At 70.0% G+C, this 20242-nt stretch carries 20 protein-coding genes; 12 read left to right on the top strand and 8 right to left on the bottom strand.

Annotated elements, in window-relative coordinates; all coding sequences use genetic code 11:
* The 4 genes from ABXJ56_RS06485 to ABXJ56_RS06500 all read left to right on the top strand — a co-directional run bounded on the left by ABXJ56_RS06485 (window position 1) and on the right by ABXJ56_RS06500 (window position 4727).
* Window positions 1-1707 (top strand): ABC transporter ATP-binding protein, encoded by a 1707-nt coding sequence (locus tag ABXJ56_RS06485; RefSeq protein ID WP_353998888.1) that lies wholly within the window; start codon window positions 1-3, stop codon window positions 1705-1707.
* Window positions 1704-3101: an NtaA/DmoA family FMN-dependent monooxygenase gene (locus ABXJ56_RS06490; protein ID WP_353998889.1), complete on the top strand. Its 1398-nt coding sequence runs from the start codon at window positions 1704-1706 to the stop codon at window positions 3099-3101. The genes ABXJ56_RS06485 and ABXJ56_RS06490 overlap by 4 nt, the downstream gene beginning before the upstream one ends.
* Before the next feature lie 125 nt (window positions 3102-3226).
* Entirely contained in the window at window positions 3227-3874 is a 648-nt protein-coding gene (locus tag ABXJ56_RS06495) for a dihydrofolate reductase family protein (RefSeq protein ID WP_353998890.1), read from the top strand.
* A gap of 10 nt (window positions 3875-3884) precedes the next feature.
* Window positions 3885-4727, top strand: coding sequence for a GNAT family N-acetyltransferase (locus ABXJ56_RS06500; RefSeq protein WP_353998891.1), 843 nt, complete (start codon window positions 3885-3887; stop codon window positions 4725-4727).
* Here ABXJ56_RS06500 and ABXJ56_RS06505 read toward each other — a convergent pair.
* Window positions 4705-5430, bottom strand: a complete 726-nt coding sequence (locus tag ABXJ56_RS06505) for a tyrosine-protein phosphatase (protein WP_353998892.1) — start codon at window positions 5428-5430, stop codon at window positions 4705-4707. The genes ABXJ56_RS06500 and ABXJ56_RS06505 overlap by 23 nt on opposite strands.
* Before the next feature lie 13 nt (window positions 5431-5443).
* Window positions 5444-6337: an aminoglycoside phosphotransferase family protein gene (locus ABXJ56_RS06510; protein ID WP_353998893.1), complete on the bottom strand. Its 894-nt coding sequence runs from the start codon at window positions 6335-6337 to the stop codon at window positions 5444-5446.
* A 262-nt stretch (window positions 6338-6599) separates the two neighbouring features.
* Here ABXJ56_RS06510 and ABXJ56_RS06515 point away from each other — a divergent pair, with 262 nt between their 5' ends.
* Together ABXJ56_RS06515 and ABXJ56_RS06520 are read left to right on the top strand one after the other, a co-directional pair.
* Complete coding sequence (locus tag ABXJ56_RS06515) at window positions 6600-7436, top strand: UbiA family prenyltransferase (RefSeq protein WP_435404960.1); 837 nt, start codon at window positions 6600-6602, stop codon at window positions 7434-7436.
* Window positions 7433-8845 carry a phytoene desaturase family protein gene (locus tag ABXJ56_RS06520; RefSeq protein WP_353998894.1) on the top strand — a complete coding sequence of 471 codons (1413 nt, stop codon included), beginning with the start codon at window positions 7433-7435 and terminating at the stop codon, window positions 8843-8845. The genes ABXJ56_RS06515 and ABXJ56_RS06520 overlap by 4 nt, the downstream gene beginning before the upstream one ends.
* Window positions 8846-8866: 21 nt before the next feature.
* Here the strand turns inward: ABXJ56_RS06520 and ABXJ56_RS06525 are convergent, their stop codons facing one another.
* Genes ABXJ56_RS06525 through ABXJ56_RS06535 form a run of 3 tightly spaced genes read right to left on the bottom strand, consistent with a single transcriptional unit; the run spans window position 8867 to window position 11520 of the window.
* Window positions 8867-9472 (bottom strand): flavin reductase family protein, encoded by a 606-nt coding sequence (locus tag ABXJ56_RS06525; RefSeq protein ID WP_353998895.1) that lies wholly within the window; start codon window positions 9470-9472, stop codon window positions 8867-8869.
* Window positions 9459-10496 carry a methionine synthase gene (locus tag ABXJ56_RS06530; protein WP_353998896.1) on the bottom strand — a complete coding sequence of 346 codons (1038 nt, stop codon included), beginning with the start codon at window positions 10494-10496 and terminating at the stop codon, window positions 9459-9461. The genes ABXJ56_RS06525 and ABXJ56_RS06530 overlap by 14 nt, the downstream gene beginning before the upstream one ends.
* Window positions 10497-10527: 31 nt before the next feature.
* Entirely contained in the window at window positions 10528-11520 is a 993-nt protein-coding gene (locus tag ABXJ56_RS06535; protein ID WP_353998897.1) for a putative oxygenase MesX, read from the bottom strand.
* Between the two features lie 122 nt (window positions 11521-11642).
* Between ABXJ56_RS06535 and ABXJ56_RS06540 the strand changes: the two genes are divergently transcribed.
* The 3 genes from ABXJ56_RS06540 (at window position 11643) to ABXJ56_RS06550 (ending at window position 14055) form a co-directional block, all read left to right on the top strand.
* On the top strand, window positions 11643-12584 hold the full coding sequence (locus tag ABXJ56_RS06540; RefSeq protein ID WP_353998898.1) for a LysR family transcriptional regulator: 942 nt from the start codon (window positions 11643-11645) through the stop codon (window positions 12582-12584).
* A 94-nt stretch (window positions 12585-12678) separates the two neighbouring features.
* Window positions 12679-13488 (top strand): SDR family oxidoreductase, encoded by an 810-nt coding sequence (locus tag ABXJ56_RS06545; protein ID WP_353998899.1) that lies wholly within the window; start codon window positions 12679-12681, stop codon window positions 13486-13488.
* A 198-nt stretch (window positions 13489-13686) separates the two neighbouring features.
* The gene (locus ABXJ56_RS06550) at window positions 13687-14055 is read left to right on the top strand and encodes a rhodanese-like domain-containing protein (RefSeq protein ID WP_353998900.1); all 369 of its coding nucleotides are present in this window, start codon (window positions 13687-13689) and stop codon (window positions 14053-14055) included.
* Window positions 14056-14083: 28 nt separating this feature from the next.
* On the opposite strand, the gene ABXJ56_RS06555 is transcribed toward ABXJ56_RS06550, so the two are convergent.
* The gene (locus ABXJ56_RS06555; protein WP_353998901.1) at window positions 14084-15019 is read right to left on the bottom strand and encodes an NAD(P)/FAD-dependent oxidoreductase; all 936 of its coding nucleotides are present in this window, start codon (window positions 15017-15019) and stop codon (window positions 14084-14086) included.
* A gap of 70 nt (window positions 15020-15089) precedes the next feature.
* A complete protein-coding gene (locus ABXJ56_RS06560) occupies window positions 15090-15896 on the bottom strand; it encodes an alpha/beta fold hydrolase (protein WP_353998902.1) in 807 nt (268 codons plus the stop codon).
* Between the two features lie 98 nt (window positions 15897-15994).
* On the opposite strand from ABXJ56_RS06560, the gene ABXJ56_RS06565 reads away from it, so the two are divergent.
* Window positions 15995-16219: a hypothetical protein gene (locus ABXJ56_RS06565; RefSeq protein WP_353998903.1), complete on the top strand. Its 225-nt coding sequence runs from the start codon at window positions 15995-15997 to the stop codon at window positions 16217-16219.
* A gap of 24 nt (window positions 16220-16243) precedes the next feature.
* On the opposite strand, the gene dnaB is transcribed toward ABXJ56_RS06565, so the two are convergent.
* A complete protein-coding gene (gene dnaB / locus ABXJ56_RS06570; protein WP_353998904.1) occupies window positions 16244-17617 on the bottom strand; it encodes a replicative DNA helicase in 1374 nt (457 codons plus the stop codon).
* A 567-nt stretch (window positions 17618-18184) separates the two neighbouring features.
* Between dnaB and ABXJ56_RS06575 the strand changes: the two genes are divergently transcribed.
* Window positions 18185-19192 (top strand): hypothetical protein, encoded by a 1008-nt coding sequence (locus ABXJ56_RS06575; protein WP_353998905.1) that lies wholly within the window; start codon window positions 18185-18187, stop codon window positions 19190-19192.
* A gap of 83 nt (window positions 19193-19275) precedes the next feature.
* Window positions 19276-20242 (top strand): hypothetical protein (locus ABXJ56_RS06580; RefSeq protein ID WP_353998906.1); only part of this gene is annotated, 967 nt, incomplete at its 3' end.

Raw genomic sequence — 20242 nt, forward strand, 5'->3', positions numbered from 1 at the left:
ATGACCCTTCTCGGTATCAGCGAGACCAGCGACCCCGCCCGCGCGGATCTCCCCGAGGTCCGGCTCGCGGTCGAGGGGCTCACCGTCGGATTCACGCGCGACGGCCGGCACCGCAGCGTCGTGCGGGACGTGAGCTTCTCGCTCCGTGCCGGACGATGCCTGGCGATCGTCGGTGAGTCCGGATCCGGCAAAAGCGTCACCGCCCGCACCCTCGTCGGCCTCACCGGGGAGGGCTCGGTCATCGAGCGCGGTCGTGTGCACCTGGACGAGCTCGACCTCACCCGTCAGTCCGAGTCCGCCTGGCGCGGCATCCGGGGTCGGCGGATCGGATTCATCCAGCAGGACGCGCTCGTCTCGCTCGACCCCCTGCGTCCGGTCGGCGCGGAGATCGAGGAGGCGCTGCGCCTCCACGGGTGGGGCGACCGCGCGTCGCGCCGCCGGAAAGTCGTCGACCTCCTCACGGATGTCGGGGTGCCGCGCCCCGATCTGCGCGCGCGCCAGCGACCCGGCCAGCTGTCGGGGGGTCTTCGCCAGCGCGCACTCATCGCCTCGGCCCTGGCGTGGGATCCGGACCTCGTCGTCGCCGACGAACCGACGACGGCCCTGGATGTCACGGTGCAGGCGCAGGTCCTCGACCTTCTGAGCGAGATGAAGGCGCGCGGCACCTCCCTCCTCCTCATCAGTCACGACCTCTCCGTCGTCGCGGAGCTGGCGGACGAGATCCTGGTGATGAGCGGCGGCGACGTCGTCGAGCAGGGACCGGCGGAGGACGTGCTGCAGCGGCCGCGGCATCCGTACACCCGGCGGTTGATCGCCGCCGTCCCGAGCGGGCGGACCCGCGGCGAGCGCCTCGCTCCCGACACCTCGACACCGCCGGACCTGCACCTCGTGCGCGCCCACACCGACACCGCCGGCATCGATCCGGTCCTCGTCGCGCGCGGACTCACCCGGCGGTTCACCGCACCCGACGGGTCGCGCACCACAGCCGTCGACGACGTCTCGTTCACGCTCCATCGCGGCGAGACCCTCGGAATCGTCGGCGAGTCCGGATCGGGAAAGAGCACGACGGCGCGCATCGCGCTGGCCCTCGAGGACGCCGACGAGGGCGAAGTCACCCTCCTCGATCGACCCTGGTCGGGCGTGCCCGAACGCCGCCGCAGGGACCTGCGCCGCCGCATCGCGGTCGTCTATCAGGACCCGCTGAGCTCGTTCGATCCGCGGTGGAACGTGGAGCGCATCCTCACGGACGCGATCGGCGCCGACGTGCGCGGCCGCAGCGCCCAGCGCGCCCGCGCCGCGGACCTCCTGGCACAGGTCGCCCTGCCCTCCGAGACTCTCGACCGCTCTCCCATCCGGCTCTCGGGCGGACAACGCCAGCGGGTCGCCATCGCGCGGGCGCTGGCCACGTCGCCGGAGATCGTCGTCCTCGATGAAGCCGTGTCCGCCCTCGACGTGTCCGTCCAAGCGCAGATCCTCGACCTCCTCGTCTCGCTGCAGGACGAATACCGCCTGAGCTACCTCTTCATCTCGCACGACCTCGGCGTCATCCACCACATGAGCGACCGGGTGCTGGTGATGAAGGACGGGCGCGTGCTCGAGGAGGGCGCGTCGGAGCAGATCTTCACCGACCCGCAGCATCCGTACACGCAGGAGCTCGTCCGCTCCCTGCCCACCCTCGACGACCCCCGGAACGGAGTCCGCGCATGACCACCCCTCTGCACTTCAACGCGTTCGTGATGAACACGAACTCCCACATCCAGCACGGTCACTGGCGCCGCCCCGAGGCGCAGCAGGTCGACTTCGAGAACGTCGACCTGTGGGTGGACCTCGCCCGACTGCTCGAGGAGGCGAAGTTCGACGCGATGTTCTTCGCCGACGTCACGGGGCACTACGGCGACGCGGACGCCGACTTCGAAGTCTACGCGCGGCATGGCCTGCAGATCCCGAGCAACGACCCGACGGTCCTCCTCGGCGCCCTCGCGGTCTCGACGCGCGAGATCGGGCTCGCCCTGACCTCGAACGTCGCGCAGAACCACCCGTACAACTTCGCCCGCCAGGTCTCGACCCTCGACCACATCTCGCGCGGACGCATCGCGTGGAACATCGTCACGGGCACCCAGGACAACGGCGCGCGCAACTTCGGCCTGCCCCAGCTCACCGATCACAGCGAGCGCTACCGCTGGGCCGAGGAGTACGTCGATGTCGTCTACAAGCTGTGGGAGGGCTCGTGGGACGACGGGGCGCTGCTCAAAGACAAGACATCCGGCGTCTACGCCGACGCCACGAAGATCCACAAGATCTACCACGAGGGCGAGCGCTACCGCGTCGAGGGCCCGCACCTGCCCGCCCCGTCGCCGCAGCGCACACCGCTGCTGTTCCAGGCCGGGTCGTCGGCATCCGGTCGGGAGTTCGCGGCGCGCAACGCGGAGGCGACCTTCATCATCGCCCCGACCCCGGAGATCGCTCGTCGGCAGATCGAGGACACCCGCCGCCTGGCGGTCGAGGCGGGACGCGAGCCCGGTGACATCAAGTTCTTCCAGGGGCTCAGCTTCATCATCGGCGACACCGAGGAGGAGGCCCACGAGAAGGCCGCCGAGTACGACCGCTACTCGAGCACCGAGGGATACCTCGCGCACTCGGCTCTGGTCGACAAGTTCGGCCGCGTGTACGATCCCTCGACGCCCATCAAGGACATCGACACGAACACCGCGCGGGGATTCCTGTCCTGGGTGTCGCAGGCCGTGACCGATCGCGAGCCGCTCGTAGGCGACGTGGCGATCCTCGGCCGCCGCAGCTCGCGCGTCATCGGCACGCCCGCGCAGATCGCGGATCGTCTGGCTGAGTGGCAGGCGGCGGGGGTGGACGGCGTCAACGTCATCAACTGGGTGCTGCCGGGGTCGTTCGAGGAGTTCGCCGAGAAGGTCCTGCCGGTGCTGCGCGAGCGCGGGCTGGCGCAGTCGGAGTACGGCCCCGGCCCTCTGCGGCAGAAGCTCTTCGGCGCGCCGCTCCTCAACGACCGGCATCCGGCGGCGAAGTACCGTGGCGCCTTCGCCACCGGGGCTCGGACGTGGGAGGAGGCGCGCGCCCTCAGCACCGTCTGAGCACGGCGTGCGGGCGCGGCCCGGAGGGCGCCGCGTTCGGGTGGCCGTCGCGGCCGCCTCGCGCGGGCTGAGGCGGCCACAACTGCCACTCGACGACGGATGCCGCGCGTGAGAACCTGACTCTCGTGACGCGCGTCCGCCTCGACCTCTTCGCCTCTCTCGACGGATACACCGCCGCCCTGGGCCCGACCGAGGACGACCCGACGGGCGAGGACTGGGGTCGTCTGACCGCGGCCTACGCCGCGACGCGGACATTCCGTGCCCGCGTGCTCGGCGACAGCAGCGGCGCCGGTACCACGGGAGTGGACGACCGATACGCCGCGGCCGCCGTCGAGGGGGTCGGCTCAGAGGTCATGGGTGCGGCGATGTTCGGCCTTCACGCGCACCCCGACGATCCAGACTGGCGTGGGTGGTGGGGCGACGAGCCGCCCTTCGGTTATCCGGTGTTCGTCCTGACCCGCACCGCACCTCGGCCGTCCCTGCGGATGGCCGGCGGCACGACGTTCCACTTCCGCTCCGGCGAGGTGCACGACGTCGTCGACGAGGCGCGCACGGCGGCCGCCGGAAGCGACGTCCGCGTCGGCGGCGGCATCCGCACGGCGCACGCGGCGCTGAAGGCGGGGCTCGTCGACGACCTCCACGTCATGGTCGCCCCCGTCGTGCTCGGACGCGGCATCCGTGTCTGGGACGGGCTCGACGGCCTCGAGCAGGCGTACGAGATGACGAGCGAAGTCGCCGAGAGCGGCGTGATCCACATCGTCTTCCGACGATAGCGTCGGCGCCATGGGGTTCGAGGTCGGCACCGCCAGCGTCGATGACGTCGCGCTCATCGCCGAGTGGGCCGCGGCGGAGGGCTGGAACCCGGGCCGCACGGACGCGCAGGCGTTCCTCGTCGCCGACCCCGGCGGCTTCCTGGTCGGCCGGCTCGACGGTGATCCCGTCACGTCGATCTCGGTGATCCGCTACGGCGAGGCGTTCGGCTTCCTCGGCATGTACATCGCGCGCCCCGACGTGAGAGGACGCGGCTTCGGGTATCGCACGTGGCAGGCGGGCATGGAGCGGATGTCGGGCCGCACGGTCGCCCTCGACGGCGTGGTCGCGCAGCAGCCGAACTACCGGCGCTCGGGCTTCCGTCCGGCGTGGACGAACACGCGGTTCGAGGGCCCTCCTCCGCTCGCCGACCCACCGGCCGGCATCCGCCTCGTCGACGCGCGCGCCGTGCCCTTCGACGCGCTGGCCGCGTTCGACCACCGCCACTTCGGTGCTCCGCGCGATGCCTTCCTCGCGGCGTGGATCAGTCTCGCCGAGCGTCACGGCCTCGTCGCGATCACGGATGCCGGGATCGTCGGTTTCGCAGTGCTCCGCCGTGCGCGGGATGCCGCACGCGTCGGCCCGGTGTTCGCGTCGGATCCCACGGTCGCGACAGCGCTCGTGAGTGCGCTTGCCCGTGAGTCGGGAGCGACCGCCGTCGCCGTCGACGCCGCCGGCATCAATCCTCGCGCCGTCGTCTGGGCGCAGTCCCTCGGCTGGGCGCCGACGTTCGAGACCGCGCGGATGTACACGGGCCCCGCACCGGCGATCGACACCGACGGCCTGTTCGGGATCACGAGCCTGGAGCTCGGCTGACGGCATCCGTCAGCACGTGTCCGCGCCAGGTCGTCACCGCCTGGACCGTGGCGTCATCGAGTCGCGCGTGCCGGAACCAGTCACGCAGGTCGAGCCGGCCGTAGACCGCGCGGAACGCGGTATCGGCGGTGTGGCCGTGGGCGTCGAGCACCTCCCGGCGCCGCTCCACGTCGAACGACCGGTCGTGCAGTGTGCTCATCGCCTCGGCGTTGGCGAACGAGGCCAGGTAGTCGGCGAGCGCGGCGTCGTCGGTCACGTCGACAGCCCGGAGGAGGACGGCCGCGACGAGACCCGTGCGATCCCATCCGGCCCCGCAGTGGAACAGGATGCCGCCCTCCGGCGCGGCCGCGATCGCGTCGAGCACGCCCGCGAGGCGGTGAGGCAGCGCGCGGAGATGCGCGTCGTAGTAGAGCGGCGTGCCCCACCGCCCGTCCCGCTCGAAAACCTCCCAGAACTCGCGCTCGTCGCCGTCGAGGTCGACGCGGAGGACGGCGAGGTCATCGGGAACGGCGTCAGTCACTTCAGTGGGACGTCGAAGGTCGATGACCGTGCGCACGCCGACCTGGCGGAGCGCGGTCCACCCCCGGTCGGTCACGCGATCCAGGTTCTCGGCGCGGAAGAACACACCCGACGGTGTCAGCGTTCCGTCCCGCCGCTCCCGCCCCCCGAGGTCCCGTACGTTGGCGAGCCCCTCTACCCTCAAGATGCCCCCTTCGTCAGAGCGAGAACTCCGGCGCCCGGAGAATGCGTTCGAGGGTGCTCCGACCCAGGTCGCTCATTGCCGGGTTGGTCCTCTCGTAGTACCAGACAAGACCGAGCGCCTGCTGCAGGGCCCAGGCGCCTCCCCGAGCCCACTGGTCGGATGGGACATCGAGGCGCTCGCGGAAGGCGCTTCGAGTCTCGTCATCGAGCAGGTGCCACCCCGCGACCAGATCGAGTGCGGGGTCCGCCGGGCCGAAGTCCCCGGTGTCGAGCACGCCGAGAAGACGGCCGTCACGGACGACCAGGTTGAACGGCGTGAGGTCCTTGTGCGACATGACGTCCGGTTCGGTGCGGCCGGTGCGACCCAGCGACCCCCACGCGTCCCGCAGCCGTGGGACCGGAAGCAGAGACTCGCTTCGGCGCAGGCAGTGCTCGACCCACTCGTCGTGGTCCGCGAGGCGTCCGCCCCGCCCGGATCCGGAGAAGACCCGACCGCCAGGGTCGACCGTGCGCAACGCCCCGATCAGATCAGCGAGGTCACGGGCGAACCCGTGCGACGAGGCACCCGAGCGGGGGGTCGCGACCTCGCCCTCGATCCAGGTCTGCACCGACCACGGGAGCGGGTAGCCGCGACCCGGACGTCCCACGAACACGATCCGGGGCGAGGGGACGGTGCTGGCTCGGGCGAAGCGGTCCATCGCCTCCTGCTCGCGCTCGAGCACCCGCCGAGACTCGAGCGCGTCGGTCTTTCGCATCGGGAAGCGGGCCGAGTGGGCCGCGCCCACGCGAAAGACGTAGCTGGTCGTCGCCGACGTCTCGACCGGCTCCACCGGCTCGTCGTCGGCGAACTGTTCGCGAATCAGCGCGCGCACGACGTCCGCGTCGAGCGGGATCTGATCGGTGTGCATCGCCTCAGGCTATAGAGGCGAGGCGTTTCGGGGCCGCCGCGCGGCGTCGCGCGCACCGATCCCCGTCGGCCCGCGCCCACCCGGCGAAAGTTAGAATCGCGTCACACCCCATCGCGTGCGGCATCCGCCGTCCTCAGGAGTCGGAGTCCTGCCATCGCCGTTTTCCGCGCATCCGCGTCGTCCGCCTCTCGCGGAGGTCGCCATCACTGAGCACGCCGGCGCAGCGCCGCGCACCGGACCGGCTGTCGCGTGGCACGCCCTCGTGCGCCTCATCCACATCTCGCGTCCGGTTCTGTGGATCAACACGATCGGCTCGGGCGCGGTCGGGGTGTGGCTCACGGGCGTGCCGTTCGACCTCCGGGCGCTGCCGATCATCCTGTGGCTGACGCTGCCCTTCAACCTGCTGATCTACGGCGTCAACGACATCTTCGATCAGGACACCGACGCACTGAACTCCCGCAAGGGCACGATCGAGGGTGCGCGCATCCACCCGCGCGAAGTCCGCCTGATCGTGTGGGCGGTCGCCGCGCTCAACATCCCGTTCCTCATCTACTTCCTGCTCACCCTCCCCCTCCCCGCGGTCGGGCTCATCGCGATCTACGCGGGCGTCTTCGTCTTCTATTCCGCACCGCCGCTGCAGTTCAAGCGTCGCCCGTTCCTCGACTCGCTCAGCAACGCCGCCTACGGGATGCCGCTGCTGATCATGCCGATCGCCCTCGGCGCCGCACCGGTGTGGCCGGCGATCCTGGGCCTGTTCGCGTGGAGCATCGCCAAGCACGCGTACGACGCCGTGCAGGACATCGACGAGGACCGGGAGGCGGGCATCACCACCACCGCCGTCCGGCTCGGCCCCCGCGGCACAGCGATCTGGAGCGGCGCCTGGTGGCTCGTGTCCACCGTGCTGTTCGCCCTCATCAGCCTTCCCGTCGCCGCGGTGAACCTCGCGATCTCGGGAGTCCTGGTGGTGTGGATGCTGGCCCGACCGACCCCCGCGACGGGACGGCGCCTGTACCCGCTGTCGATCGCGTTCCCCTACATCGCCGGCTCCGTCGCGAGCGGTCTGCTGCTCGCGGCCATGTTCTTCGGGATCTACCCGTGAGCCGCATCGTGGTCGTCGGGGCCGGACTCGGCGGGCTGGCGGCATCCGCTCTCCTCGCCCATGCCGGACACGACGTCACCCTCCTCGAGTCGCGCGAGACCGTCGGCGGGAAGAGCCGGCGCCTCGACGTCGGCGGCGAGCGCATCGACACCGGTCCGTCGCTCGTCACGTTCCCCGGCGTCTGGGAGCGGCTGCTCGGCCTGCTCGGCTCCGGACCGCGGCCGATCACCGGGGTCGCCGACCTCGAGCTCGAGCGCCTCCCCGAGGTCGGTCGCTACTACTACGACGGCGAAGAGGTGACGCTCCCCGTTCCGCCGGAGCACCCCTGGTACCCCGCGTGGAAGCGCTTCAGCGATCTCCACGCACCTCTCGCCGACGATGCGACGGCACTGCTCGTCGCCGACCCGCTCGACCGGTCGTCACTGCCGGCGCTCCGGCGGCTCCTCGCCGTCTACGGCCGCCGCCTCAGCACGACCGCGTACCTCGACAGTCTCGAATGGATGCCGGACGGCCTCCGCGAGATCATCGCCATCCACACGCTCAACGCCGGCGTCTCGCCCGCGCGCACCCCTGCGCTGTACGCGAGCATGCCGGCGATCATGGCGGCGTCGGGCGTCTGGGTGCCGCGCGGCGGCGTGTACGAGATCGTCCTCGCGCTGCAGCGCCTCGCAGAGGTGGCGGGGGTCGACATCCGCACCGGCGCTGCCGTGACGCGCATCGACCGCGGACGGGTCACCACGACGGATGCCGCATACCCCGCGGATCTGGTCGTCAGCGGTCTCGATGCCGACCGGCTCGACACGCTCCTCGGCCGAGACCGGCCCCGCCGCTCGTCGCAGACGCTGTCGTGCTCGGCGGTGGCGATCTACGGGGTGCTCACCGATCCGCTCCCCGAGACCACCTCTGCGCACAGCGTCGTCCTCCCCACCAAGCCCGCCGCGCTGTACCGGAGCCTCGCCGCGGGCGACGAACCGGCTGACACCATGGCGTTCGTCAACCACTACCGCGCGGGCGAGATCTATCCGAACGACCGCAGCACCCTCGGCATCCTCCTGACGAGTCCCGCCGACGGCGCGGAGTACACGCTGGAGCACCCGTTCGTGCGGCGCGAGGTCGAGCGCATCTCGCGGACGATGGGCCTCGATGCACCGTTGACGGACGCGATGACCGACGTCGTCGTGCTCGACCCGCGCTACTTCGGCTCGTTCGGCGAACCGCACGGGGCCCTCTACGGCACGGCGCGGCCGCTGTGGATGAGCGGACCCTTCCACCGGCCGGCGCAGCACGACCTCCGCGCGCCGTGGCTCTGGCGGGTCGGCGCGTCCGTGCACCCCGGCGGCGGCATCCCCGCCGTCCTCGGCGGCGCGATGATGACCGTCGCGAAGCTCCTGGCGAAGCACCCCGCGTGAGGGGGCGCGACCCCGTGAGGCTCAGGCGTCGAGGCGCGAGCCTTCGCTGAGGCGGTGCCAGCTGCGGTTGTGGTGCACGAGGGCGTCGCCGGGCTCGCCGGGCGCGACATCGCGCTCGATGTGCGATTGCAGCGCGTGCGCGGCGATTACCGTGGAGGTGCCGGCATCCATGCGGTTGATGACCGCGCAGCGCACCCACGCGCGGACGCCCCGGTACACCGGCTCCCCCGTGGTCAGGCGCGTCCAGCGGGCCTCGTCGGCGAAGCGATCGACGCCGCTGGTCGCGCCGAGCCTGGCCAGATCGATGTCGTCGGCATCCAGGAGGTGGACCACGACGGTCTCGGCCCGGGCGAGGGTTGCCGCAGCGGACGAGAGCGTCGAGATCGAGAAGATCAGCAGCGGCGGATCGGCGCTCACCGACGCCACGGACGTCGCCGTGAGCGCGACCGGTCCGTCGCCGGCATCCGCCGTGATGACGGAGACACCGGCCGGATGACCGCGGAAGAGGGCCTTGAAGTCATCCGCGGGGAGCGAGGTGGCGAAGCCCGCCTCGGTGACCTCGGCGGGTTCGAGCGGGTGCGTCGGCGCCCACGCGCGGGGCGACGAGGCGTTGTCAGGGCTGGGCACCGGCGATCTCCTCCCGAACGATGCGGGCACCCGCGCTGAGTGCGCTGAGCTTGCCGAGGGAGACATCCCGAGGCAGAGGCGCCATGCCGCAGTTCGTGCTCGCAACGAGCTTATCCGCGTCGACGAACCGCAGCGCCTTCCGCAGGGTGTCGGCGACCTCCTCCGGTGTCTCCACGGTCTCGCTGGCGACGTCGATCGCGCCGAGCATCACCTTCTTGCCCCGGAGGATCTCGATGAGGTCCATCGGCACGTGCGAGTGCTGCGACTCGAGGGAGATCGTGTCGATGCGCGAGCGCTGGAGCAGCGGGAAAGACTCCTCGTACTGGCGCCACTCGGACCCGAGGGTCGCCTTCCAGTCGTTGTTGGCCTTGATGCCGTACCCGTAGCAGATGTGCACCACCGTCTCGGAGCGGAGCCCCTCCGCCGCGCGCTCGAGCGCGGCCACGCCCCAGTCGCGGACGTCGTCGAAGAAGACGTTGAAGGCCGGCTCGTCGAACTGGATGATGTCGACCCCGGCGGCTTCGAGCTCCCTCGCCTCCTGGTTGAGGATGCCGGCGAACTCCCACGCGAGCTTCTCGCGGCTCTTGTAGTGCCGGTCGTACAGGGTGTCGATCATCGTCATCGGCCCGGGAAGCGCCCATTTGATCGGCTGATCCGTCTGCTGACGCAGGAATCGCGCGTCGTCGACGAAGACCGGGTTCGGGCGGCTCACCGCGCCGACCACGGACGGAACGCTGGCGTCGTACCGATCGCGGATGCGGACCGTGTGGCGCTCGGTGAAGTCGACCCCCTCGAGGTGCTCGATGAAGGTCGTCACGAAGTGCTGGCGGGTCTGCTCGCCATCGCTGACGACGTCGATGCCGCGACGTACCTGCTCGGCCGCGGCGATGCGCAGCGCGTCCTGCTTCCCTTCCGCCAGCTGGTCGCCCTCGAGCGACCACGGCGACCAGAGCGTCTCGGGCTCGGCGAGCCAGGACGGCTTCGGCAGGCTGCCGACGATGGATGTGGGGAGGAGTGTGTTCACGGTGCTGCGTCTTCCGAGGTCGATCCGGGTGTCATAGGACGGGGGCGGGGTGGGCGGCTGCCCAGCGCTGGAGGTCCGCGCCGTGCGGCTTCATGAGGTGCTCCTCCGCGTACCTCCCCTGGATGACGGCAAGCTGGCTGCGCTCGTCGCGGTCGTAGGCCACGAACGTGCGTGAGTAGTCCTGCTGGTCGAGCGTCGGCCGGTACACGTCGGCGGCGGCGGAGTTGGCGTTGTAGATCTCCGGGCGGTAGATCTTCTGGAACGTCTCCATCGTGCTGATCGTGCCGATCAGCTGCAGGTTCGTGTAGTCGCCGAGCAGATCGCCGCGGAAGTAGAACGCCAGCGGGGCCTTCGCCCCCGGGGGCAGGAAGTAGCGGGCCTGGAGTCCCATCTTCCCGAAGTACGCGTCGGTCAGCGACGGCTCGTCCTGGCGGTACTCGTCGCCGAGCACCGGATGGTGGTTGGCGGTGCGCCGATACGTCTTGCTGGTCGAGACGCTGATGCAGATGACGGGCGGCGCGGCGAACCGCTCCTCGAACGCCGCGGAGTCGACGAACTCCTGGAAGAGGCGCCCGTGCAGAACGCCGAAGTCTTCCGGGATCGTGAACCGTCCGGCCGCCTCGGTGGCCGCCGGCAGAGCGATGCTGAAGTCGTAGTCGCGGATGTAGGAGGAGAAGTTGTTGCCCACGATGCCGTGGTGGCGCTCCCCCGTCCGCCGATCGACGATGAAGACGTCGAGCACCTCGAGGAGCGGGAACTCGCGATCCTCCCCCTCCGCGGCGAACCGGAGTCCGACGGAGACGATCTCGAGCTCGACCGTGTAGCGATCACCATCGGGGTTGTCCCAGCGCGCGAGATCGTTGAACCGGCGATCGATCATCGTCAGCGCGTTCCGCAGGTTCGCGCGGCGATCGTCACCGCGGGCGAGGTTGGCGAAGTTGGTGGTCGCGCGGGTCCCCTCGGCCGGTGCGTAGTCCTCGTCGAAGCGGGTGGTCGTCGTGGTGAACGTGAACGTGGTGGTCATGGCGGTCGATCCGTGGCTCGTTCGGCCGGGCTCGGCCTTGCGGAGGTCAGTGGTCCATCGTGCAGGCAGAGCGCGGCTATCGAGAAACCACCCCCGACTATCCGGATCTATAGGATGCCGCTATGGCTCGCGGACCGGACGGCGTCACCCTGCAGCACCTGCGGTACTTCATCGAGGTCGCCGCGGAGGGATCGATCACCGCAGCGGCCGACCTCCTCTATGTCGCGCAGCCGACGATGTCGGCCGCGATGAAGGATCTCGAGGCGCGCGTCGGCCGGACGCTCCTCCTCCGCTCCGCGCGGGGGGTGACGCTCACCGCCGACGGGACGGAATTCCTCGGGTACGCGAGACAGGTGGTCGAGCAGATGTCCCTCCTCGAGGAGCGGTACATCGGGCGCCCGCCGTCGCGGCGCCTGCTCGCGGTGTCGGCGCAGCACTACTCGTTCGCCGTCGACGCGTTCGTGCGGATGGTGCGGGCGAGCGACGCGGCGGAGTACGACTTCTCCCTCCGCGAAACCCGCACGTGGGACATCATCGAGGACGTCCGGACGCTGCGCAGCGAGCTCGGCATCCTGTATCGGAACGACTTCAACGGGAACGTCCTGGACAAGCTGCTGCGCGACGCCGGGCTGGTCTTCCGCCCGCTGTTCCTCGCGTCGCCGCACATCTTCATCTCACGGAAGAACCCGCTCGCCACGCGCGATCGCGTGACGCTGGACGACCTCGTGGACCTGCCCCGGCTGACATTCGACCAGGGCGCCAACAATTCCTTCTACTTCGCGGAGGAGATCCTCTCGACCCTGTCGAGCGCGCGGGAGATCCGGGTCTCGGACCGCGCGACGATCTTCAACCTGATGATCGGCCTCGAGGGCTACACGATCTCGACGGGCATCATCAGCGACGACCTCGACCCGGAGATCGTCGCTATCCCGCTGGAGGTCGACGAACGCATCGAGATCGGCTGGATCGGCCGATCGGCGATCCCCCTGACCGACCAGGCGGAGTCGTACCTCGCCGAACTCCGCACCGTCGTGGCGGAATTCGGCGTCACACTGCTGGGCTGAGGCGCAGGAGCCCGAGTCCGTCGGTTCCCGTAGCGACCGTGGCGCCACCCCGCAAGACCCCGCCGGCGAAATCCCCGCGGGTTACCGTCGCACCATGACCGACACCTTCACCCCCCGGTACGCCATCGTCACCGCATCCGACTCCGGCATCGGGGCGGCAACTGCCATCGCGCTCGCGGAGGCGGGGATGGACGTCGGGGTCACGTGGCACTCCGACGAGGACGGCGCGAACGAGACCGCCGACGCGGTGCGCGCCCGGGGTCAGCGCGCGGTGGTCACGCGGTTCGACGCCACCGATCTGGACGGCGCACCGAAGGTGATCGACGCCCTCGCGGACGAACTCGGCGGGGTGGATGTGTTCGTCAACAACGCCGGCGGCGGCACCGGAGGGCCGTTCCTCGACATCGACATCGAGGAATGGCGGAAGATCGTGAGCCTCAACCTCGACGGCGCGTTCGTCGGGATGCAGGCGGCTGCCCGCCGCATGGTCGCCGCCGGTCGCGGCGGACGCATCATCGCGATCACGAGCGTCCACGAGCACCAGCCGCGGGTCGGAAGCTCCGCCTACGTCGCGTCGAAGCACGGCCTCGGCGGACTCGTGAAGACGATGGCGCTGGAGCTCGGGCAGCACGGCATCACCGTGAACTCTCTCGGGCCCGGCGAGATCGCGACGCCCATCAACGACATGGACGCGGAGGAAGCGGAGACCACTCACCGCGCCGGCATCCCCCTCGGACGCCCCGGCACGCCGGACGAGATCGCGGCCGTCGCCGTCCTTCTCGCCTCCGCCGCCACCTCCTACGTCACTGGTGCGAGCTGGGTCATCGACGGCGGGATGCTGCAGATGGGGCCGCAGGCAGGGTCCCACCTCACCTCCGACGACTGGCGCACCGCCGGAGACTGATTACTTGCGCCAGGCTGTTCCGACAAAATACCCCCCGGGGTATGTTACGATCCTCACCGACCGATGCGGGGGAGAAGCGATGTGCGCTCGTGTGACGTGTGACCAGTGCGGCAAGGCAACCTGGGCCGGGTGCGGCCAGCATGTGGAGGAGGCGCTCCGGGGCGTGCCCGCGGATCAGCGCTGCCAGGGCCACGCCTGATGCGCCGCCGCCTGCGCGCATCGGCGATCGGAGCGGCCCTCGTCTTCGCCGCGGCGATGAGCGGGTGCGCAGCCACCGCGTCCCCGTCGATCGCCGTCGATGAAGACACCGTTCTCGTCGACGTGCGCACCCCGGCGGAATTCGCCGACGGACACCTCGACGGCGCTGTCAACATCGACCTCCAGTCGCCCGACTTCGAGGACACCGTCTCGGAGCTCAACCCCGAAGACGAGTACGTCGTCTACTGCGCGTCAGGCAACCGCTCCGCGCAGGCGGTGGCCGCGATGAAAGACGTAGGCCTCTCCGTCACGGATGCCGGAGGCATCGCCGCGGCCGAGCGGGCCACGAGACTGCTCGTCATTCCGTGAGGTGGATGACCGTGCCGCGCATAACGGCTCAACTCCGATCGGAGGCGAGTGCGAGGCCCAGGGCGTGGCCTGACTCCCACGCGGTGCGCACCGCGGAGCGATCGCCCCACGCGTCGCCGCAGGCCGAGAGGCCGGGCTCGCGATGGAACGGCGCGCCCTCGGTCTGCGAGGGGCGCGCGAACGTCCAACGGTGAGCGAAGGACGCCGCCGGATCGACGTCGATGTCCAGCGTCGCGCGGGTCGCCGCGACGACGGTGGGAACGGCGCCGGCCGGCTCGTCGAGGTGACGTCGGGCGAGGTCGGACGTGGTGTGGACCACGAGCACCGGCGCTCCGTCACCGCGGCGGTCCCCGTCGTCGGCGATGAACGCGATATCGGGGTGGCCGTCGACGAACGCGCCGTGCAGGTCCTCGGGCCACTGACGGGCATCCCAGCGCAGCGCGACGGCGATGACCGGCTCCCAGTCGCCTCCGGCGCCGGGAGCCGCCTCGATCAGCCGCGCCGCCTGCGGCCCGGGCATCGCGAGTACGACCTCTCCGGCGTCTTCGCCGTCGACGCGGTACGGCGCCACTTTCTCTACCGCCGTTTCGCTCCGAACGTCCAGTCCTTCGGCGAGATCGACCGCGAGAGAGCGCAGACCGCGCGGGGCGGCCCAGCGCACCGGCCCGCTCTTGCGGGTCTGTGCGCCCTCGGCGTCGATCACCGAGAAGGTGTCGGTCCAGGGCCGGGCGAGGCCGCGCTCCTGCCATCCGGCGACGATCTGCGCGAAGGGTGTCGACTCGGCGACCACGAAGTACGATGCGCCGAGGTCGACGGGTCGATCCCACAGCTTCCGGCTCGCGAGGCGACCGCCGACGCGACGCCCGCGGTCGAGGACCCTCACCGACAGCCCTCCGGCCACCGCCGCGCGTGCGCACGCGAGTCCCGAGATGCCGCCGCCGACCACCGTCACATTCACTGCCATGCGCCCATCCTCCCGTGCGGTGCGACGGCGAGGCTCGCGAACCGCGTCGCGGGCCGGGAGACAGGCGCCGTCAGTTCTCCGCGCCGCGGAAGAACTCCAACCCGGCGGCGCGGAAGTCCCGGGACCCCGGGGTGTTGAAGTGGTGCCGGCCCGGGATCTCGACGAACACCCCGGTCGGGGTCGCCTCGGCGAGGCGGAGCGACCGCGGCAGGATGGCGTCCTCACTGCCGGTGGCGAACAGCACGGGCTGCTGTGGGGGCCGCGCAGGATCGGGGTCGCCGTCCTCGCCGAAGCGCATCCCCTCGGCCAGAGCCACGAGCGCGGCCAGGTCGTTGCCCTGCACCCGCTCGGCGAGGGTCACGTAGTTGCCGGTGACCTTATCGGTGACCGGTGTGCCGTCCGCGACGTAGGCCTTGGCCTGATCGAGCTGGAGACGCGCCAGGGGTGTCCCGTCGGGGATGCCGCCGAGGACTGCGCGGGTCACGAGCTGCGGGCGGTCGACGGCGAGCTGCCAGCCGACGCGGGCGCCGAGGGAGTATCCGAGGTAGCGCGCCGAGTCGATCAGGTAGGTGTCGAGCACCGTTGCCAGATCATCGATGAAGGCCCGCATCTCGTACGCGCGAGGGTCGTGCGGCTTGTCGCTGGCGCCATGCCCGCGCTGATCGACGCCAAGGACGCGGAACCCCGCGCGGGTCAGGTCGCGAACCCAGCCGGTGCTGACCCAGTTGTCGCGACAGCTCGACGAGAATCCGTGCACGGCGAGCACCGTCTCGGCATCCGGATCCCCCCACGAGTAGGTGGCGATGCGGTAGCCCTCGCCCACCATGACGTACTGCGGGTCGGGCATCTCCGTCAGCGGGCGCGGTGCGGCATCCATGCGCCCATTCTCGCGCCGAACGGACGAAGGGTGAGGATGCCGCGGATGGAAGCCCGTGGGCATCTCGTGCGCATCGACCGCTGGGCTATCTTGACGTCATGGACAACGGGAGCTTCTTCTCCGCTTTGTTCATCATGCCGATCGTTGTCGGACTACTCGTCGGTGGACTCGTCGCACTCCTGGGAACGCTTGTCGCCGTCAATCTTGGCTTGTCCAAGCTCGTTGGCTTCTTGCTGGATCGCCTCGTCGCTCGGATCAAGGGTCGCGCCGCGCGCAAGCGCGCTTTGAGTGCAGCCCCAGACACGAGTGATCCGAAGCCGTGAGGGCGGCCCGCGCCTCCACGCGAATCAGCCGAAGTCGCCGGGGGCCATGTCGGTGAAGCGGGAGAAGTGGCCCTGGAAGGCGACGGTGACCGTGTCGGTCGGACCATTTCGGTGCTTCGCGACGATCAGGTCGGCCTCGCCTGCGCGAGGGCTGTCCTTCTCGTAGGCGGCCTCGCGATGCAGCAGGATGACCATGTCGGCGTCCTGCTCGATGGAGCCCGACTCACGCAGGTCGCTGATCGCGGGCTTCTTGTCGGCGCGCTGTTCGGGACCACGGTTCAGCTGCGACAGCGCGATCACCGGCACCTGCAGCTCCTTCGCGAGCAGCTTCAGGGCACGCGAGAACTCCGAGACCTCCTGCTGACGCGACTCGACGCGCTTACCGCTCGTCATGAGCTGGAGATAGTCGATCACGACCATCTTGAGTCCCACGCGCTGCTTGAGTCGCCGGCACTTGGCGCGGATCTCGACGAGGGTCATGTTCGGGCTGTCGTCGATGTAGAGCGGCGCGTCGTTGATCTTGCCGCGGACCGAGGCAATCGTCGTCCAGTCCCGCGAATCGAGCGTGCCCTTGCGCATGTTCTGCAGCGGAACGGCGGCCTCGGCGCTCATGAGACGCATGGCGATCTCGCTCCGACCCATTTCGAGCGAGAAGAAGATCGTCGGCTGGTTCGCCTTGATCGACGCCGCGCGAGCGAAATCGAGCGCGAGGGTCGACTTACCCATCGCGGGACGGGCGGCCACGACGATCATCTGGCCGCCGTGAAGGCCGTTGGTGAGCGCATCGAGTCCGGAGAAGCCGGTCGGGATGCCGGTCATCTGGCCGTCGCGCCCGCGAGCGGCCTCGATGTCCTCGACCGCCGCGTCGACGGCGACGTTCAGCGGAACGTAGTCCTCGACCGCCTCGGCGCCGGTGACCGAGTAGATCTCTGCCTGCGCGGTGTTCACCAGGTCAAGCGCCTCGCCCTGCCCGGCGTACCCCATCTGCACGATGCGCGTGCCGGCCTCGACGAGTCGGCGAAGGAGCGCGCGCTCGGAGACGATCGACGCGTAGTAGCCGGCGTTGGCGGCCGTGGGCACGATCGAGGTCAGGGTGTGGAGGTAATCCGCTCCCCCCGCCCGCTGGAGCTCACCCGCCTTGATCAGCTCGTCGGTGACGGCGACGACGTCGGTCGGCTCACCGTGCGAGTACAGCGTGAGGATCGCCTCGAAGATCACCTCGTGCTTGGGGATGTAGAAGTCGGTGCCGCGGAGCGACTCGATGACGTCGGCGACGGCGTCCTTCGACAGCATCATGCCGCCCAGCGCGCTCTGCTCGGCCACGAGATCGTGAGGGGGCGTGCGCTCGTACTCTCGGGGTCCGCCCAGCCGCTCGTCCGAGATGTCTGCGATCGACATGTGCGCTGTCGTCCTCCTCGAGAAGGGATGCGGATGGTGGAGCCGGAACCGGTCGTGCGCGAATCGCGAATGAGAGCAGGCCATCGGGACGGCACGCCTCGATGACCGAACCCCACGGTATGAAGGGGGTCCGACATCCGCAAACACCCCTGTGGATAAGTGTGTGGAGAACATGCGGGAAACGCCGTCGCACCTGTGAACAACACCTGTGGACAAAACCCGTGGATATCTCCGAAACCCCACACAGGTAGCCGTCTGACCAGGGGTTTTCCGTTTCACAGGCTGTGGAGAAACACCGAGTTGAAGCAGGCGTTGAAGGTTTGGTGTGCTGTGTGGACCTGTGTACAAATCGACACGCCCGACGCACAGCCCGAGTTGCATTCATGGGCATGGAGCAGAGCAGCGAGACGACCCCACCGAGTCCCCGTCGCCGACCCCTCCGTCCCTCTTTTTCTCAGGAAAGGGATAGACATCGCAGACGGCCGCGAGTAACGTCGCCGACCCAGGCACCCTCTCGACCGCGTCGTGATTGCGACGCGCGACGCACATCCGTCTCAGGAGGTGAACGTGGAAGCGACGCACTCGACGCTGTCGAGGACGCTCCGCCTGGCACTCGCCGGCTGCTTCCTCGCACTTGCCTGGATGATCCTCTCTCTCGTGTCGGCCTCGGGTTCCGCGCACGCCGCCGAGGATGAGCGCGATCGCCCCGGTCTTCTGGGTGCCGTGGTGGGAGTCGTCGACACGGCCGCGGACACCGTGACGGGCACCGTCGACGTTGTCGGCGGCACCGTGGGCGGAGTCGCGGAGTCTGCCGTCGAGGTCGCCCCCTCACCGATCGCCGAGCCGGTCACCGCGGTGGTGGAGACCGCCGGCGACGTAGCCCAGCCGATCGTGAAGCCGGTTGCTGAGATCGTCACCGGAGGCGTGGTCGAGTCGATCACCACACCGGTCGTGGACCTCGTGACCGAGGTTCCGGTCGTGGGCACCGTCGTCACGGGAATCGGCGCAGACGACGCCGTCGTAGACCTGAGCACCACCGCCGACCGCACGCTCGGCTCGGTCGTCAGCACCGTCTCCGACACCGGCGAGTCCGTCGGACTTCCGCCGGTCGCCCCTGCATCCCCCGACGTCGATCCGGTCACTCCGGCGCCGACGACTCCGCCGATCGCGGAGGTCGCCACGAACGGTCCGGGCGTCACGGTCGATGTCCCGAGTTCCGGCACTGAGTCGCTGCCCGCCGAGACCTCGTCGCCCGGGGGAGTCGCGTCGGCCTCGTCGGCGATGCCCTCCGAGACGTTCGCTTTCACCGCTTCTCCCGACGCGGTCTCTTCCGCCGATCAGACGGCGGCATCCGTCGTATCGGGCGGAGACTCCTCACCCACGACTTCCTTCTTCGCCGGGGGCCTGTGCCTCCCGGCGGCAGCTTCCGGACCGGGTGGCGCTGGTCCGGGCGCCGTGGCCCTCGCGGCGCTCGGGCCGCTCGTCGCACACCGTGCCTGGGTGCGACGAGGTCGACTCGAGAATCACGCGACCCCACCGGCGCCGCCTCACGCCACCGACGTCTCCCCTGACTGATCCGCGCTGAGCCGCACCCGCTGCGGCACGCATCCATCGCGCGTCCGCGCGCTCAGATCAGTCAACTGTCAGGAGAGACAACCATGAACACCATGCTCACGCGCGCCCTCTGGGGCACGCTGCTGGCCGGCGGTATCACCCTCGCCGGCGGCGCGGCGGCGAATGCCGTCGACCTCCTCGGAGACACGACCGGCGAAGACGGGCTGCTCTCGGGCACCCAGGCCGTGTTGAACGTCGATCTCCCCGTCACCATCGGGGGCAACGCGCTCTCGGTCATCGGCGACGCCTCGTCGGTCGACGCGGTCACCGAAGCACCCGCCGCAGAATCCGCACCCGTCGAGGCCGTGACGAGCGGTCAGGACGGCGTCGGTGGCGGGTCGCAGGCGATCGTCGACGTCCACGTGCCGGTCACCGTCGGCGGCAACGCTGTGTCGGTCATCGGGGACGCCACGACGATCGATGCCGGCACGGGAACGGATGCCGCCTCCGCGGCGCCGGTCGCGGAGGAGCCTGCGGCGGAACCCGTCGCCGACGCTCCGGTGGTCGGGGTCACGGACGGGTCGGACTCGCTCCTCGGCGGGACCCAGATCCTCGCCCCCATCACCGCACCCGTCACCGCCGGCGGCAACGCCATCTCCGTCATCGGAGACGCCACCACCGTCGACTCCACCACCACCGGCGGAACCCACGGAAACGGACACAACGGAGACGGGCTCCTGGGCATCACCAACGGATCGGACTCGATCCTCGGCGGAACCCAGATCCTCGCCCCCATCACCGCACCCGTCACCGCCGGCGGCAACGCCATCTCCGTCATCGGAGACGCCACCACCGTCGACTCCACCACCCCCAGCGGAACCCACGGAACCGGACACAACGGAGACGGGCTCCTGGGCATCACCAACGGATCGGACTCGATCCTCGGCGGAACCCAGATCCTCGCCCCCATCACCGCACCCCTCACCGCCGACGGCAACGCCATCTCCGTCATCGGAGACGCCACCACCGTCGACTCCACCACCCCCAGCGGAACCCACGGAACCGGACACA

The sequence above is a fragment of the Microbacterium aurantiacum genome (genome assembly GCF_040532595.1).
In the GTDB taxonomy this organism is placed as follows: Bacteria; Actinomycetota; Actinomycetes; order Actinomycetales; family Microbacteriaceae; genus Microbacterium; species Microbacterium chocolatum_B.

Coding starts and splice junctions, on each gene's coding strand:
- dnaB (WP_353998904.1), bottom strand. CDS start 17,617: ATGTCGATCGCAGACATCTCGGACGAGCGGCTGGGCGGACCCCGAGAG.
- ABXJ56_RS06535 (WP_353998897.1), bottom strand. CDS start 11,520: ATGACCACCACGTTCACGTTCACCACGACGACCACCCGCTTCGACGAG.
- ABXJ56_RS06500 (WP_353998891.1), top strand. CDS start 3,885: ATGGGGTTCGAGGTCGGCACCGCCAGCGTCGATGACGTCGCGCTCATC.
- ABXJ56_RS06565 (WP_353998903.1), top strand. CDS start 15,995: ATGGACAACGGGAGCTTCTTCTCCGCTTTGTTCATCATGCCGATCGTT.
- ABXJ56_RS06560 (WP_353998902.1), bottom strand. CDS start 15,896: ATGGATGCCGCACCGCGCCCGCTGACGGAGATGCCCGACCCGCAGTAC.
- ABXJ56_RS06540 (WP_353998898.1), top strand. CDS start 11,643: ATGGCTCGCGGACCGGACGGCGTCACCCTGCAGCACCTGCGGTACTTC.
- ABXJ56_RS06490 (WP_353998889.1), top strand. CDS start 1,704: ATGACCACCCCTCTGCACTTCAACGCGTTCGTGATGAACACGAACTCC.
- ABXJ56_RS06485 (WP_353998888.1), top strand. CDS start 1: ATGACCCTTCTCGGTATCAGCGAGACCAGCGACCCCGCCCGCGCGGAT.
- ABXJ56_RS06555 (WP_353998901.1), bottom strand. CDS start 15,019: ATGGCAGTGAATGTGACGGTGGTCGGCGGCGGCATCTCGGGACTCGCG.
- ABXJ56_RS06550 (WP_353998900.1), top strand. CDS start 13,687: ATGCGCCGCCGCCTGCGCGCATCGGCGATCGGAGCGGCCCTCGTCTTC.
- ABXJ56_RS06545 (WP_353998899.1), top strand. CDS start 12,679: ATGACCGACACCTTCACCCCCCGGTACGCCATCGTCACCGCATCCGAC.
- ABXJ56_RS06510 (WP_353998893.1), bottom strand. CDS start 6,337: ATGCACACCGATCAGATCCCGCTCGACGCGGACGTCGTGCGCGCGCTG.